The sequence below is a fragment of the Alteromonas sp. ASW11-130 genome, assembly GCF_026183735.1.
In the GTDB taxonomy this organism is placed as follows: Bacteria; Pseudomonadota; Gammaproteobacteria; order Enterobacterales; family Alteromonadaceae; genus Alteromonas.
The window spans coordinates 22691-47206 of sequence record NZ_JAPFRE010000015.1 but is presented as its reverse complement, the minus strand read 5'-3'; the positions used below and the strand labels follow the sequence as shown (position 1 = coordinate 47206).

The 24516-nt window shown below is 44.2% G+C and carries 26 protein-coding genes; 12 read left to right on the top strand and 14 right to left on the bottom strand.

What is annotated here, in order from left to right:
- Window positions 1-127 precede the first annotated feature (127 nt).
- The 14 genes from OPS28_RS03310 to ubiD form a co-directional block, all read right to left on the bottom strand.
- Window positions 128-649 carry an O-acetyl-ADP-ribose deacetylase gene (locus OPS28_RS03310; RefSeq protein WP_265608009.1) on the bottom strand — a complete coding sequence of 174 codons (522 nt, stop codon included), beginning with the start codon at window positions 647-649 and terminating at the stop codon, window positions 128-130.
- Window positions 650-660: 11 nt separating this feature from the next.
- Entirely contained in the window at window positions 661-1014 is a 354-nt protein-coding gene (locus OPS28_RS03305; RefSeq protein WP_265608008.1) for a DUF1428 domain-containing protein, read from the bottom strand.
- A gap of 116 nt (window positions 1015-1130) precedes the next feature.
- Entirely contained in the window at window positions 1131-1595 is a 465-nt protein-coding gene (locus OPS28_RS03300; protein ID WP_265608007.1) for a GNAT family N-acetyltransferase, read from the bottom strand.
- A gap of 512 nt (window positions 1596-2107) precedes the next feature.
- Window positions 2108-3151: a hypothetical protein gene (locus OPS28_RS03295; protein WP_265608006.1), complete on the bottom strand. Its 1044-nt coding sequence runs from the start codon at window positions 3149-3151 to the stop codon at window positions 2108-2110.
- Window positions 3151-4326, bottom strand: coding sequence for a tyrosine/phenylalanine carboxypeptidase domain-containing protein (locus tag OPS28_RS03290; RefSeq protein ID WP_265608005.1), 1176 nt, complete (start codon window positions 4324-4326; stop codon window positions 3151-3153). Before OPS28_RS03290 ends, OPS28_RS03295 begins: the two co-directional genes overlap by 1 nt.
- On the bottom strand, window positions 4314-5126 hold the full coding sequence (locus tag OPS28_RS03285; protein ID WP_265608004.1) for an N-formylglutamate amidohydrolase: 813 nt from the start codon (window positions 5124-5126) through the stop codon (window positions 4314-4316). The genes OPS28_RS03290 and OPS28_RS03285 overlap by 13 nt, the downstream gene beginning before the upstream one ends.
- Before the next feature lie 278 nt (window positions 5127-5404).
- On the bottom strand, window positions 5405-5866 hold the full coding sequence (locus tag OPS28_RS03280) for a nuclear transport factor 2 family protein (protein ID WP_265608003.1): 462 nt from the start codon (window positions 5864-5866) through the stop codon (window positions 5405-5407).
- An 11-nt stretch (window positions 5867-5877) separates the two neighbouring features.
- Window positions 5878-6888, bottom strand: coding sequence for a cytochrome d ubiquinol oxidase subunit II (locus tag OPS28_RS03275; protein WP_265608002.1), 1011 nt, complete (start codon window positions 6886-6888; stop codon window positions 5878-5880).
- A gap of 8 nt (window positions 6889-6896) precedes the next feature.
- Window positions 6897-8258: a cytochrome ubiquinol oxidase subunit I gene (locus OPS28_RS03270; protein WP_265608001.1), complete on the bottom strand. Its 1362-nt coding sequence runs from the start codon at window positions 8256-8258 to the stop codon at window positions 6897-6899.
- A gap of 31 nt (window positions 8259-8289) precedes the next feature.
- Window positions 8290-8832, bottom strand: a complete 543-nt coding sequence (locus tag OPS28_RS03265) for a GbsR/MarR family transcriptional regulator (protein ID WP_265608000.1) — start codon at window positions 8830-8832, stop codon at window positions 8290-8292.
- Window positions 8833-9562: 730 nt separating this feature from the next.
- Window positions 9563-9784 (bottom strand): hypothetical protein, encoded by a 222-nt coding sequence (locus tag OPS28_RS03260; RefSeq protein WP_265607999.1) that lies wholly within the window; start codon window positions 9782-9784, stop codon window positions 9563-9565.
- 80 nt (window positions 9785-9864) lie between these two features.
- Window positions 9865-10884, bottom strand: a complete 1020-nt coding sequence (locus OPS28_RS03255; protein ID WP_265607998.1) for a substrate-binding periplasmic protein — start codon at window positions 10882-10884, stop codon at window positions 9865-9867.
- 9 nt (window positions 10885-10893) lie between these two features.
- Window positions 10894-11589 carry an NAD(P)H-flavin reductase gene (gene fre, locus OPS28_RS03250; RefSeq protein WP_265607997.1) on the bottom strand — a complete coding sequence of 232 codons (696 nt, stop codon included), beginning with the start codon at window positions 11587-11589 and terminating at the stop codon, window positions 10894-10896.
- Window positions 11590-11649: 60 nt separating this feature from the next.
- On the bottom strand, window positions 11650-13140 hold the full coding sequence (ubiD, locus tag OPS28_RS03245; protein WP_265607996.1) for a 4-hydroxy-3-polyprenylbenzoate decarboxylase: 1491 nt from the start codon (window positions 13138-13140) through the stop codon (window positions 11650-11652).
- 77 nt (window positions 13141-13217) lie between these two features.
- Here ubiD and OPS28_RS03240 point away from each other — a divergent pair, with 77 nt between their 5' ends.
- The 12 genes from OPS28_RS03240 (at window position 13218) to rpsH (ending at window position 24502) form a co-directional block, all read left to right on the top strand.
- The gene (locus OPS28_RS03240) at window positions 13218-13745 is read left to right on the top strand and encodes a hypothetical protein (protein ID WP_265607995.1); all 528 of its coding nucleotides are present in this window, start codon (window positions 13218-13220) and stop codon (window positions 13743-13745) included.
- Between the two features lie 70 nt (window positions 13746-13815).
- Complete coding sequence (locus tag OPS28_RS03235; RefSeq protein ID WP_265607994.1) at window positions 13816-14061, top strand: TIGR02647 family protein; 246 nt, start codon at window positions 13816-13818, stop codon at window positions 14059-14061.
- Window positions 14062-14120: 59 nt separating this feature from the next.
- Window positions 14121-14771: a tetratricopeptide repeat protein gene (locus OPS28_RS03230; RefSeq protein ID WP_442863968.1), complete on the top strand. Its 651-nt coding sequence runs from the start codon at window positions 14121-14123 to the stop codon at window positions 14769-14771.
- Window positions 14772-14917: 146 nt separating this feature from the next.
- The gene (rnr, locus tag OPS28_RS03225) at window positions 14918-17212 is read left to right on the top strand and encodes a ribonuclease R (RefSeq protein ID WP_265607992.1); all 2295 of its coding nucleotides are present in this window, start codon (window positions 14918-14920) and stop codon (window positions 17210-17212) included.
- Window positions 17213-17956: a 23S rRNA (guanosine(2251)-2'-O)-methyltransferase RlmB gene (gene rlmB / locus OPS28_RS03220; RefSeq protein ID WP_265607991.1), complete on the top strand. Its 744-nt coding sequence runs from the start codon at window positions 17213-17215 to the stop codon at window positions 17954-17956.
- A gap of 512 nt (window positions 17957-18468) precedes the next feature.
- The gene (locus tag OPS28_RS03215; protein WP_265607990.1) at window positions 18469-20106 is read left to right on the top strand and encodes a S8 family serine peptidase; all 1638 of its coding nucleotides are present in this window, start codon (window positions 18469-18471) and stop codon (window positions 20104-20106) included.
- A gap of 148 nt (window positions 20107-20254) precedes the next feature.
- Window positions 20255-22318 carry a GAF domain-containing hybrid sensor histidine kinase/response regulator gene (locus OPS28_RS03210; RefSeq protein ID WP_265607989.1) on the top strand — a complete coding sequence of 688 codons (2064 nt, stop codon included), beginning with the start codon at window positions 20255-20257 and terminating at the stop codon, window positions 22316-22318.
- 210 nt (window positions 22319-22528) lie between these two features.
- Entirely contained in the window at window positions 22529-22897 is a 369-nt protein-coding gene (rplN, locus tag OPS28_RS03205) for a 50S ribosomal protein L14 (protein WP_265607988.1), read from the top strand.
- A gap of 12 nt (window positions 22898-22909) precedes the next feature.
- Window positions 22910-23224: a 50S ribosomal protein L24 gene (rplX, locus tag OPS28_RS03200; RefSeq protein ID WP_265607987.1), complete on the top strand. Its 315-nt coding sequence runs from the start codon at window positions 22910-22912 to the stop codon at window positions 23222-23224.
- A 16-nt stretch (window positions 23225-23240) separates the two neighbouring features.
- Entirely contained in the window at window positions 23241-23780 is a 540-nt protein-coding gene (gene rplE / locus OPS28_RS03195; RefSeq protein ID WP_265607986.1) for a 50S ribosomal protein L5, read from the top strand.
- Window positions 23781-23791: 11 nt separating this feature from the next.
- A complete protein-coding gene (rpsN, locus tag OPS28_RS03190) occupies window positions 23792-24097 on the top strand; it encodes a 30S ribosomal protein S14 (RefSeq protein ID WP_265607985.1) in 306 nt (101 codons plus the stop codon).
- Between the two features lie 12 nt (window positions 24098-24109).
- Window positions 24110-24502: a 30S ribosomal protein S8 gene (rpsH, locus tag OPS28_RS03185; RefSeq protein ID WP_265607984.1), complete on the top strand. Its 393-nt coding sequence runs from the start codon at window positions 24110-24112 to the stop codon at window positions 24500-24502.
- The last annotated feature ends 14 nt before the right edge of the window (window positions 24503-24516 follow it).

The window sequence follows — 24516 nt, the reverse complement described above, 5'->3', positions numbered from 1 at the left end:
CTGGAATCGTCGCTATTATACGCGTACGGGCTAAGAAGGATGTAGGCTGGAAAAAGAATCCCAGTCTTCAAATTTGGCGTCAAGTAGCTTTCACTTTACACTTTATTATTAGCACGTGAAAATGCTGTTAGCTAGTTGTGAAATTAACAAGAGTTTGCTCATAAATTCGTTGCATTGACGCATCAAAGCTCACCAAAAAGACCGTTTCTAGCGAGCCCGAATTCTGGCTAACCTCTTCATGAATTGTTCTAATGCATAACTTGGCCGCTTCAGTTATTGGGTAACGATAAATGCCGCAACTTATTGCCGGAAAAGCAAGAGTTTTCAGTTTGTGTTTACGAGCTAGTTCGAGGCATTTTACGTAACAGGATTGCAATAATTCTGGCTCATCATTATGTCCACCACGCCAGATGGGGCCCACCGTGTGAATGACATACCTACAGGGTAAATTGAACGCTGGAGTTATTTTAGCTTGCCCCGTTTCACACCCATTCAGCGTTCGACAAAAATCTAGTAGATCAGGACCTGCTGCTCGATGAATAGCCCCATCTACGCCCCCCCCACCCAACAAACTGTTATTGGCTGCGTTAACAATTGCATCGACATTAAGTTGAGTGATATCTCCAAGATGAAGCTTAATCTTCGCCACTATTATGTGCCTTATATATCCAGCACGACACTAAAGCCACCATATATCAACCTTGAACCATCAAAAGGCATAGGGTTATTCTCGCTCTTCATTCTGGCATCGTTCATTATTTTTTTCATACCAATATTGCGAATTTCACGTGAAGGCCAAACGATCCATGAAAACACTACCGTTTCATCAGCCTGACATTGCACGGCTTTAATAAACGAAGTTGTTTTTCCCTCCGGCACGTCGTCCCCCCAGCATTCTATGATTCTAATAGCGCCACATTCCTTAAAGCACTGAGCAGCCAATTTAGCATGCTTGATATAGTCTTGCTTTTTGTCGGTAGGCACCGCAGCAACAAACCCGTCTACATAATCCATATTCGCCCCTGCTCTTTGTAATTTATATGAATAGAGTATAGGGGGTGTTTGCGCGATGTGTTAACTGATTAGCTTGTTGTTAAAAAAGAGAAGAAGTAGTGAAAGATTGGTCGATTTTACAGCAACTTTTCCATGAAGAGGCTATTGGGATCCAGCTTATAACTGGCAAAGGGAGCACATTCAACAAAACCAAATTTTTTATACAGGTGATGTGCAGGGGTGAAAAATGCCTGGGTCCCGGTTTCCAAGCTAATCGCGTTATATCCTCTGTTTTTTCCTTCTTGAATAAGATGGTCCAATAGAAACGAGGCAACCCCCGTACCACGTGCCTCTTTTGTGGTGCGCATGGATTTAATTTCAGCATGAGCGGGCGTAAGTTCTTTAAGCGCTCCAATACCTAATAAGAGGCTTTTTTGGCGCACGCTATAAAATGTGATGTCAGCGGCTTGTAGAGCCTCTACGTCCAAAGCGTGCACGCTATCAGGTGGTGAAGTTTCACGCATATCGATTAAATGCAGTTTCAGCATACCCACAATATCTGGTGTCATGGGGTCTTCAATAGCTATCGCGAGGTTATGCATAGTTCAAATCTTGTAAACACACTCAATAGTAATACATTATCGATACAGCAATTACTGTGTGCTAGAGACGCTTGCTTTGCGTCTCGTACCACTTGTTGTGCCGCTCATTTAACTGCGTTTTCTTCTATTTCAGATAAAAAAAGTAGTAGAGGCTAATTTTCCCGCCAATACCGGGTCGCGCGTAGGCAGTAAATTGATCGCTAAAACACGTTCGTTTGGCTTATCCGACGTCACTTTTTCGGCAACTATTTCAAGAATTTTAACGTGCCGGTAAGATTCCGCTTATTAATCAGCATTGGCCTTCTGTTGGCGAGTGCTGAAATACGTTCCTAATGATCTCGCCATCGCTAAAACCATCGAAATAATGAGTTTTTCTAGCCAATTTTTCTTCTCATTCATAAAGACTGTTTTTAGATAGATTATAACGCAGGGTTCATCATACGAATTCAATGCCTAAAAAGCTACACCCGCGTCATACTGAAAAGATAACGAGGGTCTTGACGGTTACTATTTTAAACCGCTGATAGCTCAGAAATCGAAATCTGCTTATATAGTTTTTTAAGACGTACTTTGCGTTCTAAGTCGGCAATGATATAGCCAGAAAAATCTTTCCCCGTTAAATCTTCTGCCATATTAATCCCTCCTGGGGTATCCACATTTATTTCCATCATTTTATCTCCGACTATGTCGAGGCCGGCGAAATACATCCCATCTCTAACCAATTTAGGACCTACCGCTTCTGCAATTGCTAACGCCTGTTCATCTGGTTCAACAAGTTCATATTTACCGCCTGCAGAGATATTGGAACGACCATCGCCCGTATCATTATAACGGTGAAAGCACGCATATACCCCGTCTATTTGAAGAGGCTTGCCATTTAACGTGATTAAACGCAGGTCGCCTTTTGCTGCAGCGGGTAAGTATTCCTGTACAATGGCGTAGCCATCACGAATACTAGCGTCGATAATTTGATTTAAATTGGCTTTACTATCATTGTTGATAATAAATACGCCTTGCCCCCCTGACCCTTGCAAAGGCTTGATCACAGCGTTCCCCCCAAACTGGTTCACGGCGCGTTTTATTTCTTCAGCTGAACACGTTATTTCTGTTTTGGGTCTGACTGTCTTAGGATAGGTTTGAAAATAGGTTTTATTAGACGCGTCGGTGAGATGCGTAGGGTCATTTAGCACTAATACACCTTGATTCGCCAACAGCTGGGCAAACAACAAGGCTGAATTGGGCGCCCACGGCCGCTTGAGTAATTCATCCGCTGGATCAGAACGAAGTAATACAACATCATAGTTACTTAGGCTTATGCGTTTAAGTTTTTTCGACTGTCGCTGCAAACTTTTAAGTAAATCAACGTCATTATCGTACTGCCGTTTACCCGGCTTACAGGCAAGTGCCGATACGGATTCATCTGCTTCGTAAATTAAGTCAGTAATACCTATCAACGCCACTTCGTGCTCCATTTTTATTGCACGGCGAGCTAATCGTATGGTTGTGTAGTTATCTTTTTCAGTATGTATATCATTTATGATAAATGCGATTTTCATTATTCGGGTTCTTCCTGAAATAACTGCTCGAGATTAAGGTTGCGCACGCGTTTAAGACGTTTTATTGCTCCTTCATCAGTAAGGTGGCGTGGGAGCAGGCGAGGACGGACTAGCCAGTTCCTGTCTAACAACGACTGAATAGTCGTACGTTGACCCATAGCGAATTTGCCTAAAAAAAGAAACTCAAAATCACCATCGTCAGCTAGGTAGGCCATTAGTTCTCGCAGACCACGCAAATAGACAGAATCTTTCGTCAAGCCGCCTCCCCGACATGCACGTACAGCAATATCAAACGCATCTACGGGTTGAAGGCCATACTCTTCATGTAACTGGCTGAAAATTTGGGTAATATCTTTACCCTGTAGCGCCAAATCTGTTGCCACCACTCTGGCGGCAATAATTCTGAGACGACGGGGTGGTAGGTAGCCTGCTAAATATTCCGACAGCGTACCGAGACCTTCTTGCAGGGGGTCGTAATGTGCCAATCCAAATTCCAGTAACTTGATAGGCTGGCAATAGCCGTTGTATCGAGTAACGATGTGAGTACCCACTTCGTGCGCCACTAAAGGGTATATGCGCTCGTTAGGCAGTTTCACACTTTTGGCTATTTTTAGATGACCATGATGAACCATCATCATCGAGTTTAAATCATCTAACACATCCACCTGGGAATATAGGTCCGGGACCTGTTTACGATAGGCAGCCAGTTCTTGCTCAGACGCTTTTACTACCTGCTCACAGTCTGCATCATCGGCGGGACCGGAAACCCGCGGCACTGTCCTTAGTATGTTTCTTGCTAATCGGAGTAAGCTTGGCTCAGCTTCACCAAACAGTTCTACAGAAATAGGTTTAAAACCAGGCGTGTTACGCATTTGTACCAGTTCGACCTGAAGCTCAAGTTCCATTTGTTTTTCAAAAAATAATACATGAAGGGCGTCATCTTCAATATCGTCGATAGGAAGATCCCTTAACTTTTGCATGAGGCTCGCGTAATCGGATGGGATCGCCGGATAAGACAATTTAGGTGTCTGAGTAAAGTGACTGTCTTTGAATTCCTGCCACATTTGGTCATTCCCTAGGGGCGACAAGTAGTAAAGCCAATCTATTTTCGCATCAATTTCGGCCAGCGCTGCATCTACTTTTCGAGCGACAGGCGGTAACGTTATTTCGGACATGCTGAAAGTGCCTCTTTCGCAGCCCCCACCGCTTTACAGAGACCCGCACGGAGATCTTCGACGATGGGAAGTGAGCTTTGTGCTGTCCACTCATCCATATAGAACTTCTTATATTCTAATGTAATGGTGCAAACATTCTTACTATAGTTGGCGAATATCCATTCTGGCCAATTTCCCCCATCTGGATAACGAACATTTTCGCGCACGTCTAATTTATTACCCTGATAAGGTGTTGCTTTTAACCCCTCAGCTAACGCGTTGGCCACCCCGGCAAATTTTTCATGCTGCATGGTGGTTAAACCTAAGTCTATTTCAGGGTTTTCACTGGCAGGGGAGGCGGGTGCGTCTGGCCCATTTCGTCGGTGGTTGTAGCTGTGGATATCGAGCACCAGCACGTTTCCATGTAAATCAATAAGTTCCTCAATCCATAGGGCCATCATCTGGTAAAATCGTTCGTGTTGTTTAAGCGACTTATCTATCAAAATCTGCGGCGGCCGTTCACGCCAAATTTGTAATCCCCAGGTATCTTTTGGGTCGAACGTGCAGGCTTTCTCTCTTGGACGATTTAAATCGACTTCAAAACGAGATACATAGTTTGTAAAGAAATGATCGCCTGCAGTCGCCCAGATATCCGTGATCGGGTCTTCTTCCCGGCGACGCGTGTCATCGTCTGCCGCTAAATAAGGATGAAGGTCTTCACGAATTTCATGTCCCGCGTGCACCGCAGTTGCTAATACCGGACCTTGACCTTTATGAATTAACCACCGTCTGTCATTGGATTCAGCGTTATCGGATGACATAATCATTCTCACGAATTAGGATAAATGTCTCCACAACAGCAGGATCTATACCAGCAGATTGATTTTCGGACGCACTACCCTCGAAACAGAGTGGGAATAGGTAGCGGAAAGCGAATAGAAAGATAGTAACAATGAAACAAAAAAGAACATCTCGCCAACACAGTCTATGATGGTTTGGTATATGCTGCGCTAATGATGAAAATTTTACAGTTTTGAAACTTACTCCCAGACAAATAGAGCCTTATTTAGCCGAGTCATTGAATCACCCTTCGCGGGCCTTATTCGCTATAATGTCTGATAACAGCCACTTTGCCTTCATAGATTTCAAGCACATCCACCGAGCGATAATTTAGTGCGGTCGGGAGTTGGGTATCTGGATGAATTCCAGACACCACTGTACGGTACTGAAGGACAATAACATTATGGCCGATTATGACATTGTCCAACGTGGCTTTATACGATGCAGTCGTACCCAAGTAATACATCAATCCTTTTTTCATTTCAATTTTGCCATTAGCCCTGCGAAGACCACTGGGGACGTACGGCAAGTGCTGATAGCCAACGTCATCGGTTAAAAGCGCAAGGTACGCGTCAATATCTGACTCGGTGGCGTCAGGGGTCTGCGTAGCCTGCCATGCACTAAAGTATTGCCGGGCGAAAATATGTTTTGCCTCGTCATTTATTCCAGCCCATGATAAGTATGACCAGCAGAACCCAAATAAAATAAAAACTACGCGCAAAACGGCCCCTTTTAATAATAGGAAAGCTCTTCTGCTTTACCCGCGAATATACGGTAGACCAGAAGGGTGTACGCGAGTATGCATGGCACAACTATGACAATGCCTACCAGCAAGAAACGTAATGAACCAGCGGAACTTATGGCACCTTCAATAGTCATTTCTCCCGGCACCACATAAGGGTAATAGCTAACTGCAAAGGCAGCAAAGCACAAGCCGAAGACCACCAGCGCGATGGCGAAAGGTAGCCAGTCTGCCCGCCCTTTATAAGCGGGTAGTTTTTTGAGTGAAATGGCGCATAAACTCAATAAAATGAAACACGAAATAGGGATGGCTGCTAAGTAATATCCGGATGGAGCGGATAGCCACATTTCCCGTACATCCTCATGTAATGTCAGATTGGCCAAACTGACGGCACTAATTCCAATGGCTAGCGCTAACAACCCACGTCTCGCCCAGTGGAACGCTTTTTCTTGTAATTCTCCCTCAGTTTTCAAAATTAACCAGCAAGAACCGATAAACGCATAGGCAGCTGATACGCCTATAGCTGAGAGTAAGGCAAACCCCTGCGCCCATAGGTCAGTGCGCAAACCGGTGACATAAATGCCTAACATATATCCCTGGGTAAGCGTTACCACTAGCGAACCATATTTAAACGATAAGTCCCATTTGCGTTTTTTAACCTGCGCTACCTTCGCTCTGAAGTCGAAAGAAACGCCTCGCATAATTAGACCCAGTAGCATAAATGTAGCGGGTAAATAAAGGGTTTGTAAAAAACGATTGTGCGCATCAGGAAAGGCAAATAATAGAATGCCAACCGCTAACACCAGCCAAGTTTCGTTGGCATCCCAATACGGACCGATTGAAGAAATCATAGTGTCGCGATAGCCTTCGTGCCGCGGAGGCATCAATATACCTACGCCTAAATCGTACCCGTCAAGAATAGCGTAAAGTAGTACAGCTAAACCGAATACGCCGATATAGATATCACCAAGTGTTTCTAAGGATAAACTTTCAAATGGCATAACAACTCCTACGTATTGGCCGGTGACATGCGGCTGGCTTTAGCCATCTCTCGCTCTTCTGAGGTAATTTCTTCAATTTCAACCGCTCGTCTTGCCATCAGCCCTAACGTGGCGATATATGAGACTAACAAAAACATGTATATAAGTGCATAGAGGGTAAATGACAGCCCAACATTAGCAGCGGGAACGGTGGTTACTGCATCCTCAGTAAGCAGTATACCGTTTACCAAGTACGGCTGGCGGCCCACTTCGGTAACATACCATCCTGCCAACGTGGCTAACCAGCCACTAAAGGTCATTCCTACCAACACTTTTTTTCCCCATCGGGGCAGCTTTTTGTGCTTAAGGAGAACGGCACTGCTAAACCATGACACCAGTAACATCAGCAAACCAATGCCAACCATAATTCTGAAGCTATAGAAGACGGGAGCAACAGGAGGATGTTCACCAGGGAAATCGTTTAAACCCTTAATCTCACCCTCGGCCTCATGCGTAAGGATTAAACTAGCTAGTTTCGGGATTTCTATAGAGAAGCGGTTTTCTCTTTCATCTTCATCCGGATAAGCAAATAACACTAACGGCGCACCAGACTCAGTTTCCCATACAGCCTCCATAGCGGCAATCTTTTGCGGTTGGTGCTTCAACGTATTGAGTCCATGTAAGTCACCCGCGAGTATTTGTAATGGTATTAATACTGCCGCTGTATACATTCCGGTCCGCACAGCGATTTTAGGGGCAAGCTTATTATCTCCATGCAGTTGGCGATAAGCCGCTAACCCTGCAATTAAAAAACAGGCAGTGAGGCCGGAGGCTAACAACATGTGAGTTAATCGATAGGGGAAAGAGGGGGTAAATATAATTTGCCACCAGTCCTTAGCGTACACCACCCCATCTATTATTTCGTGACCCTGAGGTGTATGCATCCAGCTATTTAACGCGAGTATCCAGAAGGCGGATACTGTCGTGCCGAATGCAACGAGGAGGGTAGAAAGGGTGTGCAACCAGCTAGGTACTTTTCTTATCCCAAACAGCATGATGCCCAAAAATGTTGCTTCAAGGAAAAAGGCCGTAAGCACCTCATATCCCAGGAGGGGGCCGGCAACGTTACCGACCTTCTCCATAAAACCGGGCCAGTTCGTACCAAATTGAAATGACATAGTTACGCCACTAACAACACCAAGGGCGAACGATAATGCAAATACACGAACCCAAAATCGATACAGTCTCATCCAAACCGGATGGTGGGTGAGCGTAAAGCGTAATTTAAAATAAAACAGGAACCAGCCCAGAGCGATGGTGATGGTGGGAAAAAGAATATGAAAGCTCATATTCAATGCAAATTGCAGACGAGACAACAATAATACGTCCACTTTTTAGTCCTCCTGAATATTAGTTAGCTGGCTATTTGTTACCGATTTTTAATTTATCTTTAAACTCCAGAACCTTGCCAACCCCAGCACCCAACTTCATTAGCGTTAGAAGCTTGTCTGGACCCATACGCTGAAGTTCTTCTGACCAACGCGTAACGGATTCCAACAAATCATGGATTTCGCACAACTTATCTTGCGCGAGCTTATCTTTATCGGTCGATGGTGAGTCGAGTAAGAGATCACGAAGCAAACTTAAAGTCGGATCAATTTCTCTTTTTTTTCTTTCTTCCAACACGCGGTTCGCCAGCGTCCAAATATCACCCGCCGCGACAAAAAATTCTTTACGTTCGCCTGGGATGATATGAAGTTTAACCAAGCGCCAGGACTGCAACTCTTTTAAACCCATGCTGGTGTTTCCCCTCGAAATACTTAAGGTGTCCGCTATTTCTTGCGCAGAAATAGGTTTATCGTTAAGTACAATAAGAGCAAGAATTTGCCCAACCGTGCGGTTAAAGCCCCAGCGACTTCCCATTTCGCCAAAGTGCATGACTGCTGACATTGTGATTGATGACATATCTACATATTGAAGTTTCAGAAATTAGTGAAAGTTTAGGTTGCTGCTCTGAGTTTGTCAATCGCTAAGTTCAGTAGAAAAGTTATAGAATAGTTTTTCCCTCATATTTTCATCAGTGAAATGCGCAGCGCATTGAGTGAAGTAAGACACTATTGCTTTATTCGCTGCTTGGCCAGTTGCAGTCGTTCAGTAAATTGAAAAAAAGTTGCCGATTTTAAGCGATTACCTATAGTTTAAGGCTTTATTTGAGAGGGCAAGATTACGGGTTTAATAGGTTAGCGTGTTAAGGAGGTTGCGGCCTCCGCCACAATGACGACTCCCTGTCGTTACTTTTCGATGGAACGTTGTGAGCTAGTGTGACAAAGCCGACGACGTTGCCTTCTTTTCTGATTTTTAAATATGCCCCATTTAGAGAATATGAGATTCTCCTTGTATTTGGCAATAAATAAGAGTTTATAGAACAATAGAAATTTAAGTTATCAGGCCAATTATAAGCTAGCGTCAACGACACAGTGGTTAAGCTTTCACTTCTCTCTCGGGTAGTTGAAAGCGCATTTTAGCTATAATAGAAGTGTATTCCCGCTGAACGCGGGAACGGCTCGGTGCTAACGCATGATCGTAACTAAATATTACTTTTTCGCCGTTCTCAATAGACTCAGGCGAGATACGAATATGAAGGGCGAGGCCTTCATTTGAGCCGTCGGGAATGAAAAGAAGAATGATTATTTACCTATGGCGTCGCAGGTGTATCCTCTATCATTTTTACAATGGCTGGGGTCCCGTTCGATTTCGCCAGTTCCACTAGATGGCCCTTTTGTACCTCATCCAAAATTTCGTTTGTAAGCAATAGTTTCACACGCTGAGAGTCATGTGCTGAGATAGCTTTTTGAATTTCAGCGATTTCTTTAGGGATTTTATCTTCGTACTCAGGACCCGTGTTCACTTCAGACATAATTTCCTCCAGTAAATGTGTAGCTCTTTATACTGATATAGGGTGTGCTTAGGTTTACTGTTTGTACGTATAAATTGTAGTTACCATCTACGCATCATGCGACTATAGATGGTCTCGTCTAGTAAGCTTTTTCTTTCCTGATGTCTGATATCGGGCAGTAAAGCCTTCACCTGCTCCCACGATTCAACTTCATTACCGTCAATGATGTACACAGCGGATGTGGCAGCGGGCGTACCATCAAGCGAAAAAGCGTCGAGGGGGGTGGGCGGCAAAGAATTCTTGTTTAGTACACCGAGGGAGCTGATAAATTCTGCCTCCCCATCATTATTGACATCTTTGAGTAGCCAAGGTAACTGAAGTAGCTGATTGTAGGTTCCATCCTTTTGCATCTGTTCAATGGCCGAGTCAAACTGTGCTAACAATGACTTGATATTTGGGATGTTTGCCCGGGCGGCTACAGTAAACTTAGCGGTTACCAAAGGGTGGGGTGAAGAAAAAAGCTTGGCTTCCTGATGATTCTCAAGCAAGCGATTGAATTCATTTACTAATAGACCTGAAGTGATTAGCGCGGGCGAACGACCATCGGCCAATTGTTTAAACGCATCAAATGTATCAGGGTTTCTTGACCATTTAATGGCTTTTTCTATACGTAATCGATCAGTATTAGCGAAACGATTCTCTATGGCGATGCGGCTATCCTGCAAGTGCGCCAGATTGCGCACCTCTTTAACATAAGGGCGCTTACTTACAGCAACAAGATAAAGGGGCAGATAGGGCTTTGAATAAACAAAGTTATCTTTTTTGCGGTCAAGGTCGAGAAACGCAAAATCACCGTCTAACGATTCGTTACTGAGCCCACTGCCGAGAAACGCTGGTCTCAATACAGATAAGCTCGCCTCAATCTGACTACGTTTGAATGCCTCTTGGATAATGTCATTGATTCTGCCATTACCATCTTCTTCTGCCACATAAGTAGACAGCGGAATTGAAGCCAAATTAAGCTCAGAATATGTGAACGTGCTGGTAAGCAAACTCAATACCCAAGTGAACAAAATTGCAACTTTTTGTATCAAGTGAAACTTACCTTGCGGTTTTATCATTTCTTCAACCTAAATAAATGCGAAAGCATCCCCGAATAAATCCTTATTGTTTAATTGGTAGCGTTGATAATCATCTCTTACCGCTTTTGCCATCTCAAACCGGCCAGCCACATAAATTTGACAATTGCTCATATCCGTAAAGTCTTTCATAACGGCATGATGGACATAGCCAGTGTGTCCTTTCCAGGAATCGTCTGCTTCTTCAATTACCGGAACATAGGTAAAATGGGGATGCAATGTAGCAAGTTGTTTCATTTTTTCTGACATATACAAATCGTCGAGTGTTTTGCCACCCCAATACAGATGAATTTGGTTGTCATGCTCTTCGTGCAAAAATTGCTGTAAAATCGAATGGGTATAGGAAAAACCAGTTCCACCAGCAATCAAAATGATGTCTTTCTCTGTTTTGCGCAAAAATGCCTCACCATGTCCGCCACTTATTTTGATACAGCCTTCTTTACGCATTTTCGACAACACTTCAGACGCATACGTATTGTCCTTGTCAGCACCAATATGTAATTCTATACGCTCATGGTCATAAGCAGGACTCGCAATGGAGAAGGGGCGCTTATCGTCTTTACCCATATGTACCAAAATATATTGACCTGCCTTAAATTCGACATGTGCCTTTGGCTTAAGTACAACTTTAAAGACGGATTCAGTAAGTGGCGTAATCGCGCTGACCTGACATTCAATTTCTGACATTAAATTCCAACTTAATTTAGCTTTATTCTGAAGTTTTCATTGCCGCTGATATTAAATAACTCAATCAGAGGAAGGTTTAGCGTTCTGCATAATACCAAGATCATCCCAGATGTCATCTACCCTCGTCTTTACATCTTCATCCATTACAATGGGTATGCCCCATTCGCGGTCGGTTTCCCCTTCAAATTTGTTCGTCGCATCCATTCCCATTTTAGAACCTAACCCAGAAACGGGCGAAGCAAAGTCAAGATAATCTATCGGCGTATTTTCAACCAATAATGTATCTCTTGCGGGATCCATACGGGTGGTAATGGCCCAAATAACATCATTCCAGTCCCTGGCATTCACGTCATCGTCGCACACAATGACAAATTTAGTGTACATGAATTGCCTGAGAAATGACCACACCCCCATCATTACGCGTTTTGCATGACCCGGATATTGCTTTTTCATAGTGACCACAGCCAGGCGATAGGAACATCCCTCTGGAGGTAGATAAAAGTCGACTATCTCAGGGAACTGTTTACGTAATATGGGTACAAACACTTCATTTAATGCCACACCCAAGATAGCAGGTTCATCTGGTGGCCGACCAGTATAAGTTGAATGATAGATTGGCGATTTTCGGTGCGTAAGATGAGTTACCGTGAAAACCGGGAAAGTATCAACTTCATTATAATAGCCAGTATGGTCCCCATACGGACCTTCGGGTGCCGTTTCATCTTGGGCGATGTAACCTTCTAACACAATCTCCGCGCTAGCAGGCACCTGTAAGTCGTTGCTGATAGACTTGACGACTTCCGTTTTATCACCTCGCAACAAACCGGCAAATGCATATTCTGATAGCGTATCTGGAACGGGTGTGACCGCGCCTAAGATGGTCGCCGGATCAGCGCCCAGGGCAACGGAAACGGGGTAGGGCTCGCCCGGATGCGCTTCGCACCACTCGCGAAAATCAAGCGCGCCCCCGCGATGGGATAACCAGCGCATAATAAGTTTATTTCTACCGATAACTTGCTGTCGATAAATACCCAGATTTTGGCGCTTCTTATTTGGACCCCTTGTCACCGTGAGACCCCAAGTGATAAGAGGAGCTACATCGCCCGGCCAGCAACGCTGAATAGGAAGCATCGACAAATCGACGTCTTCGTCAGTCAGCACCACTTCCTGGCACGGCGCTTTTTTCAGTTCCTTGGCAGGCATGTTCAACACTTGTTTAAAAACCGGTATTTTTTGCCATAAGTCTTTGACACCTTTTGGCGGTTCGGGCTCTTTTAAATAGGCGAGCAGCTCACCCACATCTCTAAGCGCCGCCACGGAAGACTGACCCATCCCCATCGCCACGCGTTCCGGCGTTCCAAATAAATTAGCTAAAACAGGGATATCGCTTCCTTTAGGGTTCTCAAATAGCAACGCCGGGCCGCCGGCTCGAAGGGTCCGATCAGCAATTTCAGTCATTTCCAAGTCAGGATCAATTTCCTGAGAAATACGCTTCAGTTCACCTTGCTTTTCAAGCTGTTGAATAAAATCCCGCAGATCTTTGTACTTCATTTGAACACTATTGTCCTTGCGACTACGCTTTACCAAGAGTATACCATTGAATAATCGGTTTATCAGAGTCTTAAGCCATGAAACGAGTGAGCGTAACATTTCTATTTTTAATTATATGCACGCTATTGAAGCCCGTTCACGGCGCCCAGTGCGAGCAAGACGAATATAACGATTTTGACTTTTGGCTTGGTGTCTGGGTAGTGACCACACCAGATGGTAATTCTGCTGGCAATAATACTATCCAAAAAGATTATGATAATTGTGTGATAACCGAACACTACGAAACCAAAGACGGTCCGTATGGAATGAGCATAAATATCTACGACAAAACGACTGGCAAATGGTATCAAACATGGGTAGATAAAACGGGTCTGCGTCTTCAGCTTGCCGGCGGCCTGCATAATAACGCAATGATTTTATACGGCAAAAGAAAGACTAAAGAAGGAAAAATGATAGACCACAAAATAAGCTGGACACCGCAGCAAAATGGTAGTGTGATACAACATTGGGAAATGCGAAAAGTCGATAACGGAAGCTGGCGAACTTTGTTTAAAGGCATATATACTAATTCATCCCTAAGCAGCAAAAATTTGCATGTGAATTAGTCTAAGCAGTTATAGTGGCGGCGATTTGCCTATTGATACCCGATTCTTGCCGGTAAAAGAGGAATAAACGATGAGCGTGTTTGATACTGAAATGACAGAAGAGTTAAATTTACTGTTGAAGTTTCCCGATGACAGCTTACATCAGGGATTGAAAATTCACCACGATGCGAGTCAATCGATGGTAAGTGCAGCATCCCGACTGTATGCAAAAGGCGTAATTACGCAACCCGATGGCGGTTATTTAACAGATTTAGGCGTGGATATTGCAGAGCAACTCCGACGGATTCAGGCTGCGCTTTCTACTAAATTTAATTAACGCACTGAATGAAATAAACTGAGTTATGGTTCGTCATTGCCAGGCGAGCCAGAATGGTAATGTGTAATGAGAATGCCATGGCATTAAAAAAGTTGTATTTTTGTATTATCGCTGTAGCTACACTGGTCGTACCCAGTGCAGCTACAGCGCAGGAGATAAAGGCAGTTCAACTGTATACACAGGATGAGCTACTAAAAATGATAGCCGAAAACTCCCATCTTACTCGGGTCGTTGAAGATCGCTGCCAACTTGTGCAAGATATTGAAGCGCGCGCAGAAGTGTTAAAGGTACCTGCTTATCAGTTTCTATGGGGCGACATGCTTGCATGGGGCGTCTGTGTCGAGGCAGAGCCGGAACGTGGCATTGATTTTATGTCTTTAGCAGCTCAACAGGGCCTACCAGAGGCGTTGGAACAGCTTGGACGCTATTACGCAAAAGGCATATTGGTTCAGGAAGATAAAACGCGGGCAGTTGTGTTTCTAAGAGAAGCGTCAGCCTTAGGAAACTTAAAGGCACAAATTCAATTAGTTGAACTATTTATTGATGGTCATGGCAGCCCTTATGATTACGAAGACGCGTATCGCTGGTTATATAATGCTGTCACTGACGATAAGAAAGTACATGCCCGTATTGCCAGTTATTTGCAAGCCTTAGAAAAGCTGATGCATCCAAAGGCAGTGCGCGCTGCACGACGTCCACTGGAGAGTTAAGTATACTCATTTCTATTTATGTGACGCGTTACCATAATGTTACTTGACTCATATGACTTTCGTGGCGATCATTAGCACTATAAAGTAGCGCTATTGCGCCCAATACATCATTCATCATCGTATAATTAAAAGGTAAACAGATATTCATGAGCGACGATCCGCATTTTCAACGTGAACAAGCAAAGTATGATAAACCGGTTGCTAGCCGTGAATTCCTACTCAGCGTGCTTTGCGAGAACGAGCGGCCCATGTCGTTTTTGGAAATTTGTAATGTGGTTAAGGCCCACGACGAAGAGAGCAGAATAGGTATTCAACGGCGGCTACGTGCTATGGAGCGTGAAGGCCAAGTCGAGTTTACCAAGCATAAAAAGTATGCGCCGGGTGATCAATCAGCCCTAATTCGTGGCAGAATTATCGGGCATCGCGATGGCTATGCCTTTTTGCGCCCGCACGACAATTCAGGCGATTTGTTTATCAGCAAAGGCCAGATGCAGCTTTTTTTACATGATGATGAAGTGGAAGCCAAACAAAGCGGTACTGATCGTAGAGGCCGCAAAGAAGCTTATATTACCCAGGTTATCACCCCCCGTGAGGAGCCCATTGTCGGTCGTTATTTTACTGAACAGGGAATAGGCGTGGTGATACCTGACGACAGCCGAATCAATCACGAGATTATTATTCCACCGGAGCACGTCAATGGCGCGCGCATGGGACAGGTGGTAGTGGTTGAACTTACTCAGCGTCCTCGCCGCCGCGTAAACCCCGTGGGTAGAATCTTAGAAGTACTAGGTGAGCACCTGGCCCCTGGTATGGAAATCGAAATGGCGTTACGAACGTTCGATATTCCTCACGTTTGGCCAAAAGCGGTCGAAAAACAAGTAGAAAATTTAGATGAACAGGTTTCTGAAAAAGCTAAAGAAGGGCGGGTCGATTTAAGGCAACTACCGTTAGTGACCATAGATGGTGAAGATGCGCGTGACTTTGACGATGCTGTATTTTGTGAACCCCTCGATAACGGGGGGTGGCAGCTTTGGGTGGCTATTGCGGATGTTAGTTATTATGTTCGTCAAGGTAATGCCTTAGATACGGAAGCGCTAAATAGAGGAAATTCTGTTTATTTTCCTGATCAGGTTATTCCCATGTTACCTGAAGTCCTTTCAAATGGTCTGTGCTCACTCAATCCACAGGTTGACCGGTTATGTCTGGTCTGCGAAATGACAATCAATAGCCAAGGAACATTACAGTCCTACCAATTCTATGAAGCAGTGATGAATTCCCATGCACGACTCACATACAATAAGGTGTGGAAAATACTTGAGGGTGATAAAGACCTGAACCAACGTTACGAAGCGCAGGTTCCTCATTTGCGGAATTTACACGATTTGTATAGGGCATTAAAAAAGGCCAGAGCTAAGCGTGGAGCTATTGAATTTGAAACGCAAGAAAGTAAATTTGTGTTTAATGCCGAACGTAAAATAGAAAATATCGTTCCCCTCACGCGCAATGACGCTCATAAAATGATCGAAGAATGTATGATCATGGCGAATGTGAGTGCAGCAAAATTCCTTGAGAAACATAAAGCGCCAGCGCTCTACCGTGTACATGACAAACCAGACGCAGACAGACTTAGCGCATTTATCGCTTATCTTGGCGAAATAGGTGTCCCCCATCAAATAAAGGATGACGCAGCGCCTGCTGATTTTACTGATGTCGTGCTTAAGACCCAACAACGCCCAGATCAAGAATTGATTCAAACTATGTTGCTTCGCTCCATGAAACAGGCAATTTATGATGGTGATAACATTGGTCACTTCGGTTTGGCGTTAGCGGCTTACGCACATTTTACTTCGCCTATAAGGCGTTATCCAGATTTAGTCGTGCATCGCGCAATAAAAGGTATCTTAGCTAAACAAAAGCATAAGGTCACAGGTGCAAAAGCGTATACAGAGGAAGAAATAGAGCAGTTGGGCGAACAATGCTCTATGACAGAACGTAGAGCAGACGACGCAACCCGTGATGTGTCTGATTGGCTAAAATGTGAATTTATGCAAGATCACGTAGGGGCTACGTTTGATGGTGTGGTCAGTTCGGTGACCAACTTCGGGCTTTTTGTCAGGTTAACCGAGTATCATATTGATGGTTTGGTTCATATCACTTCACTGGACAGCGATTATTATCACTATGATAATGTCAAACAATGTTTAGTGGGAGAACAATCCAAAACGCAGTTTAGATTAGGCGACGCACTAATGGTAAAAGTAGCCTCCGTAAATCTAGACGAGCGCAAAATTGACCTTATACTCGATAGCAAGGTTTTAAAAAGCACTAACGGCCGTCACGTTAAGGTTAAGTCTGCCAAAAAGAAGCCACGTTCTTCCGCTCAATCCCAAGAAAAGAAATCATCACGTAAGCAAGCTAAATCCAAGGTGAAAAAACGATAAATGGCTCAGCAAGAATGGTTATACGGTATCCACGCATTATCTGCAGTTGTGGCAAATGAGCCTGAACGACTAATAGAAGTCTTAGTACTAAAAGGCCGTAACGATGATCGTTTAAATGATATCGTAAATCAGGTTCGTCGACATGGCATCAGCGTACAATTTTGTCATCGTAAAGTACTTGATGATAAAGTGAATGGAGAACAACACCAGGGTATTGTTGCGCGGGCTAAACCCGCTCGCGTGTTAACAGAAAATGACCTTGATGAAGTATTGCAAAACCATAAACAGCCTTTCTTATTAATTCTTGATGGAATTACCGATCCACATAATCTGGGTGCATGTTTGCGTAGTGCCGACGCGGCCGGTGTACACGCTGTTATTGCCCCGAAAGATAAATCAGCTGGATTAACCGGAACAGCGAGAAAAGTCGCCTGTGGGGCAGCAGAAAGTGTGCCTTTTATACAAGTGACGAACTTAGCGAGAACACTACAGGATATTCAATCCAAAGGCGTATGGGTCATTGGTACGACAGGCGAAACCGATAAATCTCTCTACGATTGCAAGCTTACTGGCCCATTGGCGCTGGTGATGGGCGCTGAGGGGAAAGGTATGCGCCGTTTAACGAAAGAACGTTGTGACGAACTGGTCAAATTACCTATGGCGGGCAGCGTATCCAGTTTAAATGTCTCAGTCGCCACAGGTATTTGTCTATACGAAGCTGTAAGACAACGCAGTTGCTCATAATTCTCCCGCAAAGGTCAAAAAATGTACACTTATCTTTACGTGAGTGTAATTAAATTGTAATAAATTATTAATGTTTATTGCTGTATTTTTATAGTTTATACGTTAATCTAATTTCTCAAACTTATTCTTTTTGTTAATCCTATAAGCTGTAGCTTATGTTTGCTGCAATATCGCCGCATTAGCTTAGCGCTTCTCCAAACTAAAAGGGTGGACTGAACAGTTTCAGTCATCCCGCAGCATTCCTGCTAATTCTTGTTGTAACAGGAAATTAATTACCACGACAGATTAGCGACGCATGCCGCGTGCATGGTTGCGCCGTTCTTCCGAGAAACGGGAGCTGCTGTTAGCGTACAGCAGATAACTGGTCTGACGGACGTGATTTTTTGCTTTTGAGACAACCAAGGAGTGGTTGAGGACTTCCCTGAGCTTAGTCAAATGCCAGGCCACTCACTCAAGCCCATAAAGGCACCACTTTTAGAGTGCGGGCAATATACAACAAGTTAGGAACATCAATGAAGGAAAGTAACCTTTTAACGAAAAAAGCAGCGCTTGCGGCAACACTTACACTATTAAGTGTGTCTGTTGGCGCTGCGGTGAACACACCAGTTGAAGTTAAAGCTCAACCTCAGGATATGCGAACTTTACTTAAAGAGCGACTCCTCCTATCCAAACAGGACTTCGCAGAAGAGCGCTATATAATTGAGTTTAAACAGAATGCCGCAGATGTATCGGTAATGGAATCGGGCGCTACTCAAAGTAATAGCAAGGGAAAAGGAAAAGGTGTATTTAATGCTAACGCTGCCAAATCCTTTGTTAACAAAATGGGCGCGAAAACCAAGAAGGTATTAAGCGAGCAGCGTATGGTTGCCGCTACTATGAACCGAAGTGTATTAAACAAACTTCGCAATAATCCAAATGTAGCAAGTATCTCGCGCGACGCTAAAAGAAAGCCATTAGCGCAAACCGTACCTTATGGCTATAACATGGTTCAGGCGAATCAGTTGTCGCAAAGCAATACCAGCGCGCGGAAGGTGTGTGTTATTGATACGGGTTACAACTTGGGCCACCCTGATTTACCCGATCAGAATAACGGTGTGACAGGAGAAGCTAACAGTAGCGCAGTTGGCAACTGGTATAACGATGGCAATGGCCACGGTACGCACGTAGCAGGTACCATCGCAGCTTACGATAACACCCAGGGCGTCATCGGCGTTTATCCGGGAGTTAATCTGCATATCGTTAAAATATTTGACGATAATGGTAACTGGACATTCTCCTCTGATTTAATTGCTGCAATCAACCAGTGTAAGAGTGCTGGCGCAAATGTAGTTAATATGAGCTTGGGTGGAAGCTCTTCATCTACAGCTGAACGTAATGCAATGAATGGCTTTCAGGACGATGGCATTCTATTAGTGGCTGCGGCAGGCAATAGTGGTAATAGCTCACTCTCTTATCCGGCATCTTATGATGCAGTAATGTCTGTTGCCGCTGTAGGTTCAAATGAAAGCCGTGCAAGTTATTCGCAATACAATTCGCAAGTCGAAATTGCCGCGCCAGGAAGCTCCGTTTATTCCACATATCCTACTAATACTTACGCTACGCTAAGCGGGACATCCATGGCCTCACCTCATGTGGCCGGTGCTTCTGCTTTAGTATGGAGTTTCTTCCCTCAATGTACTAACGATCAAATCCGAGCCGCGATTAATGCTACAGCGAAAGACAAAGGCAGCGCAGGGCGAGATATTTATTATGGTCACGGTATAGTCCAAGTAGCGGACGCATATGATTACCTCAATACCAATGGGTGTAGCGGTAGCGGCGGTGGCGGTGGTGGCGGCGGCGGTGTCGACCCCGTATCTGGCCAGCTGACGAACCTATCAGGATCTTACGGCTCATGGAGACGCTATACATGGGATATCCCCTCTGGCGTTACTACGTTAACTGTATCTATTTCAGGGGGCTCCGGGGATGCTGACCTTTACATGCGTCTCGGCGCCCAGCCAACCACATCAAGTTGGGATTGTCGTCCATACAAAAATGGAAATAATGAAACCTGTACATTCACCAACCCATCTGCCGGTACGTGGCACATAGGTATTCGTGCATACGCGTCTTATAGCGGTGTAACAATGGATTACTCTTACGAGTAAGTTGCGTAACCACTATAATGTCGTTTAAATAAAGCCCGGTTTCCGGGCTTTTTTCTTTTTGTCGCTAGTAAACAAGATTAATAGGAATAACATTTAAGGTAAGCTACCCTTAGGTTACTGACTTATCTAAAGATTAATCGACCTTAGAATGAGAATACTGCGCACACTTCATACAATCTCTTCCGATATCAATCTTTCGTATGATGAAAAACTAATACGTTTACTCAACGTCGGATGTAACTTATTGGAGCTGGAAATTGGAATTGTCAGCAAAATAGATAGACAAACTTACACCGTAATAGCGGCAAGTTCACCCGATGATTCGCTAGAGCCAGGTACTATATTCGAACTTGAAGATACGTTTTGCATAGATACGTTAGATGCGAATGCTATTGTTAGTTACCACGATGTTGAACAGGTATGCGGTAAACACCCGGCAGCAGAAAAATTTCAGCTTTTTTCGTATATTGGTATTCCTCTGTATGTTGAAAGAAAGCTATATGGAACGGTGAATTTCTCATCGCCGTCGGCTAGAAAATATCCCTTTAAGGAAGTGGAGCTAGACTACGTTATTCTCCTTTCAGAGTGGATAGGTACAGAGTTAAGTCGCAAGTTAGCGTTTGAAAGTGTGAATGCGAAAAATGAGGCACTCCGACGTCAAAATAAAATGCTCAGTCAAATCAGTGAGCTTGCGGGGGTTGGGTCATGGGAAATTGATGTGCCCAATAATGAAATATTTTGGTCAAAAGCGCTGAAGAAACTATATGAGTTTCCGCCTGACTTTGATATTTCTTTAGAAGCAGGCATAAGCATCATCAGACATGAAAGCGAGAGAGAGCGAATGAGTAGCTTGCTTGCTGAATGTATTGAGAAAGGAACGCCTATTTCTACCGAATTAGAAATATTGACCCCAACGGGCAAGGTTCTATGGATTGCCGTTAGAGCACAGGCTGAATATGAGGATGGTGTTTGCACGCGTATACTCGGCGCTTCACGCGATATCACTCAACAAGTTCAAGTAGGGAAAGATTTAGAAGATAAACGAAAAATAGCAGAACATGCACTGCAGGCGAGAAGTCAGTTTTTAGCCAATATGAGCCACGAAATACGCACGCCCATCAACGGGGTTTTGGGGATGCTCGACACGTTGGCTAAAACAAACCTTACCGAACGACAACAAGAGTTGTGCTCAATTGCTCACCAGATCGCAGAATCATTGCTGGGCCTGATAAATGACGTACTCGACTTCTCAAAAATTGATTCCGGAGAAATGTCGTTTGAGACGGTTCCTCTAAGTCTGGAGGCGCTTATCGAACAACAGATTAAATTATTTGAACATACAGCAAAGAAAAAAGGAATTCAGCTACAGACTGATATAGAAGCCGTAAAAGGGCTTCATTTTCAGGGGGATCCAATTCGGATTCAGCAAATCTTAACTAACTTGATAAACAACGCAATTAAGTTTACTCACGAGGGAACAGTAAGTGTCAAAACGCGCGCACTTAAACAACCAGATAAAAAGTATTTGATTCAATTAATGGTTGAGGATACAGGAGTAGGCATAGAAAAAGAGCGGCAGCGGAAAATATTTTCTCCATTCCATCAAGGCGATAGCGCGACAACACGAGAATTTGGGGGGACGGGATTGGGCTTAAGTATTGTTTCGCAAATAGCAGAAATGATGGGAGGGGGTATTCGCGTCGACAGTAAACCCAATGAGGGTTCGATATTTACCGTTTCTATTCAGTTAGCGCAATCAGATGAAGCATATATAGAACCTGAACCCCATGAAATCGACGCGAGTACCTGTTCTTTCGCGGGCTATAAAGTGCTGGTAGTTGAGGATAACACAATTAATCAGATCGTTATCACCGAACAATTAAAAGAACTCAAGGTAAATATCGATTTAGCGGAAAATGGTGAAATAGCGGTAAATAAAGTTGCTAAAGCACTTAAAACCAATCAAATATATGATTTGATATTAATGGATTGCCAGATGCCAGTGATGGATGGCTACACCGCGGCGGCCAAGATACGAAAGATGGGACCAGAAGGAGAGTTGATACCTATCGTGGCCTTAACAGCTAATGTATTAGCGGGAGAGCGAGAAAAGTGTTCAGTAGCAGGTATGAACGACTACCTCACCAAACCTATTAACGTAAAACGCCTAGGCACTTGCTTACAACGTTTTTTACCGCCGCAAATGCTGTAAAGTTAACATGGGAAATAGCACGAGAATTTACTATACGTACCCGTTTTGAATCGCTTAAAATTAATTCAAATTTGGCCTATCGCTTATCTATCTTTTCTGTTATCATTTCGCGCCCTTTTTATGGGGGTATGGTTAAAAAATGGCTAGTTCGGCCGTTTTTAGCAGCATAAACGACTCGGCAGAGTCTTAATTTAATAGCGGAGCACTAACATGATCCAAATGCAAACTAACCTGGATGTAGCCGATAACAGCGGCGCTCGCAGGGTTCAGTGTATTAAGGTTCTTGGTGGCTCGCATCGCCGTTATGCAGGTATCGGTGACATCATCAAAGTTACTGTTAAGGAAGCAATTCCTCGCGGTAAAGTTAAAAAAGGTGACGTACTGAACGCAGTGGTGGTGCGTACTAGAAAAGGCGTTCGTCGTGCAGATGGTTCTACCATCCGTTTCGATAATAACGCGGCTGTATTGTTAAATACTAACAAGCAACCAATTGGTACGCGTATCTTTGGCCCGGTTACACGTGAGCTTCGAAGTGAAAACTTCATGAAGATTATCTCACTGGCCCCAGAGGTACTATAAGGAGTCACGATAATGGCTAGAAAAATTCGTCGTGATGATGAAGTAGTCGTATTAGCGGGAAAAGACAAAGGCAAACAAGGCAAAGTCCTGAAAGTGCTTGTGGCTGATAACCGCATAGTTGTAGAAGGTGTAAACCTTGTCAAGAAACACCAGAAGCCAAACCCTCACGCGGGTGAAGCGGGTGGTATTATTGAAAAGGAAGCTTCTATTCACGTTTCTAATGTAGCGATTGTTAACCCGGCGACGGGTAAAGCGGATCGCGTTGGTTTCCGTATGGAAAACGAGAAGAAAGTTCGTTTCTTCAAGTCCAACGGTGAACTCGTTTAATTAATTGGAGAGTACGATGGCGAAACTGCATGATTTCTATAAAGAAACAGTAGTAGCTGAACTTGCTAAGCAGTTCGGGTACCAAAGCGTCATGCAAGTCCCTCGGATTGAAAAAATCACTCTAAACATGGGTTTAGGTGAAGCAGTTGCTGACAAAAAGGTGCTTGAGAATGCGCAAGCTGATATGACGGCTATCGCCGGTCAAAAGCCTATTGTCACAGTTGCGAGAAAATCTGTTGCGGGTTTTAAAATCCGTGAAGGTTATCCGATTGGCTGTAAAGTAACCCTACGCGGTGAGCGTATGTGGGAATTCCTTGAGCGTTTGATTTCAATCGCTATTCCACGTATCCGTGATTTCCGCGGTTTGAACCCGAAGTCGTTTGACGGTCGTGGTAACTACAGCATGGGCGTGCGTGAGCAGATCATTTTCCCTGAAATCGATTTCGATAAAGTGGATAAAGTTCGTGGTATGGATATTACTATCACTACCAGCGCGAACTCGAATGAAGAAGCACGTGCTCTGTTGACTGCGTTCAACTTCCCATTCAAAAAATAAGGTGTAGGGTTATGGCAAAAGAATCAATGAAGGCTCGTGAAGTCAAACGTGCTAAGCTAGTAGCTAAGTACGCTGAAAAACGTGCCGAACTTAAAGCGATTATCAGCGATGTCAACGTTTCTGAAGAAGAACGTTGGGATGCTGTGCTTAAGCTACAACAACTACCACGTGACTCAAGTAAAGCACGTCAGCAAAATCGCTGCCGCATTACGGGACGCCCACATGGTTACCTACGCAAATTTGGTCTAAGCCGTATTAAACTGCGTGAAGCAGCAATGCGCGGTGAAGTCCCTGGCCTTAAAAAAGCCAGCTGGTAAGGAGTAGCTGATATGAGCATGCAAGATCCTATCGCGGATATGTTTACCCGCATCCGTAACGGCCAAATGGCGCAGAAAGTATCTGTAACTATGCCTTCTTCAAAACTTCGCTCAGCAATTTGTGAAGTATTGAAAGCAGAAGGTTACATTACTGATTATGCAGCATCTGGTGACGTTAAGCCTGTTTTGGAAGTGACGTTAAAGTACTTCGAAGGCAAGCAAGTTATTGACACAATCGAACGTGTAAGCCGTCCTGGTCTGCGCATCTATAAGAAAAAAGATGAGCTTCCAAAAGTACTAGGTGGTTTGGGCGTGGCTATCGTGTCGACTTCTAAAGGTGTGATGACCGATCGTGCTGCGCGTAAAGCGGGCATGGGTGGTGAAATCATCGGTTATGTAGCGTAATCGGAGGAGTTGAA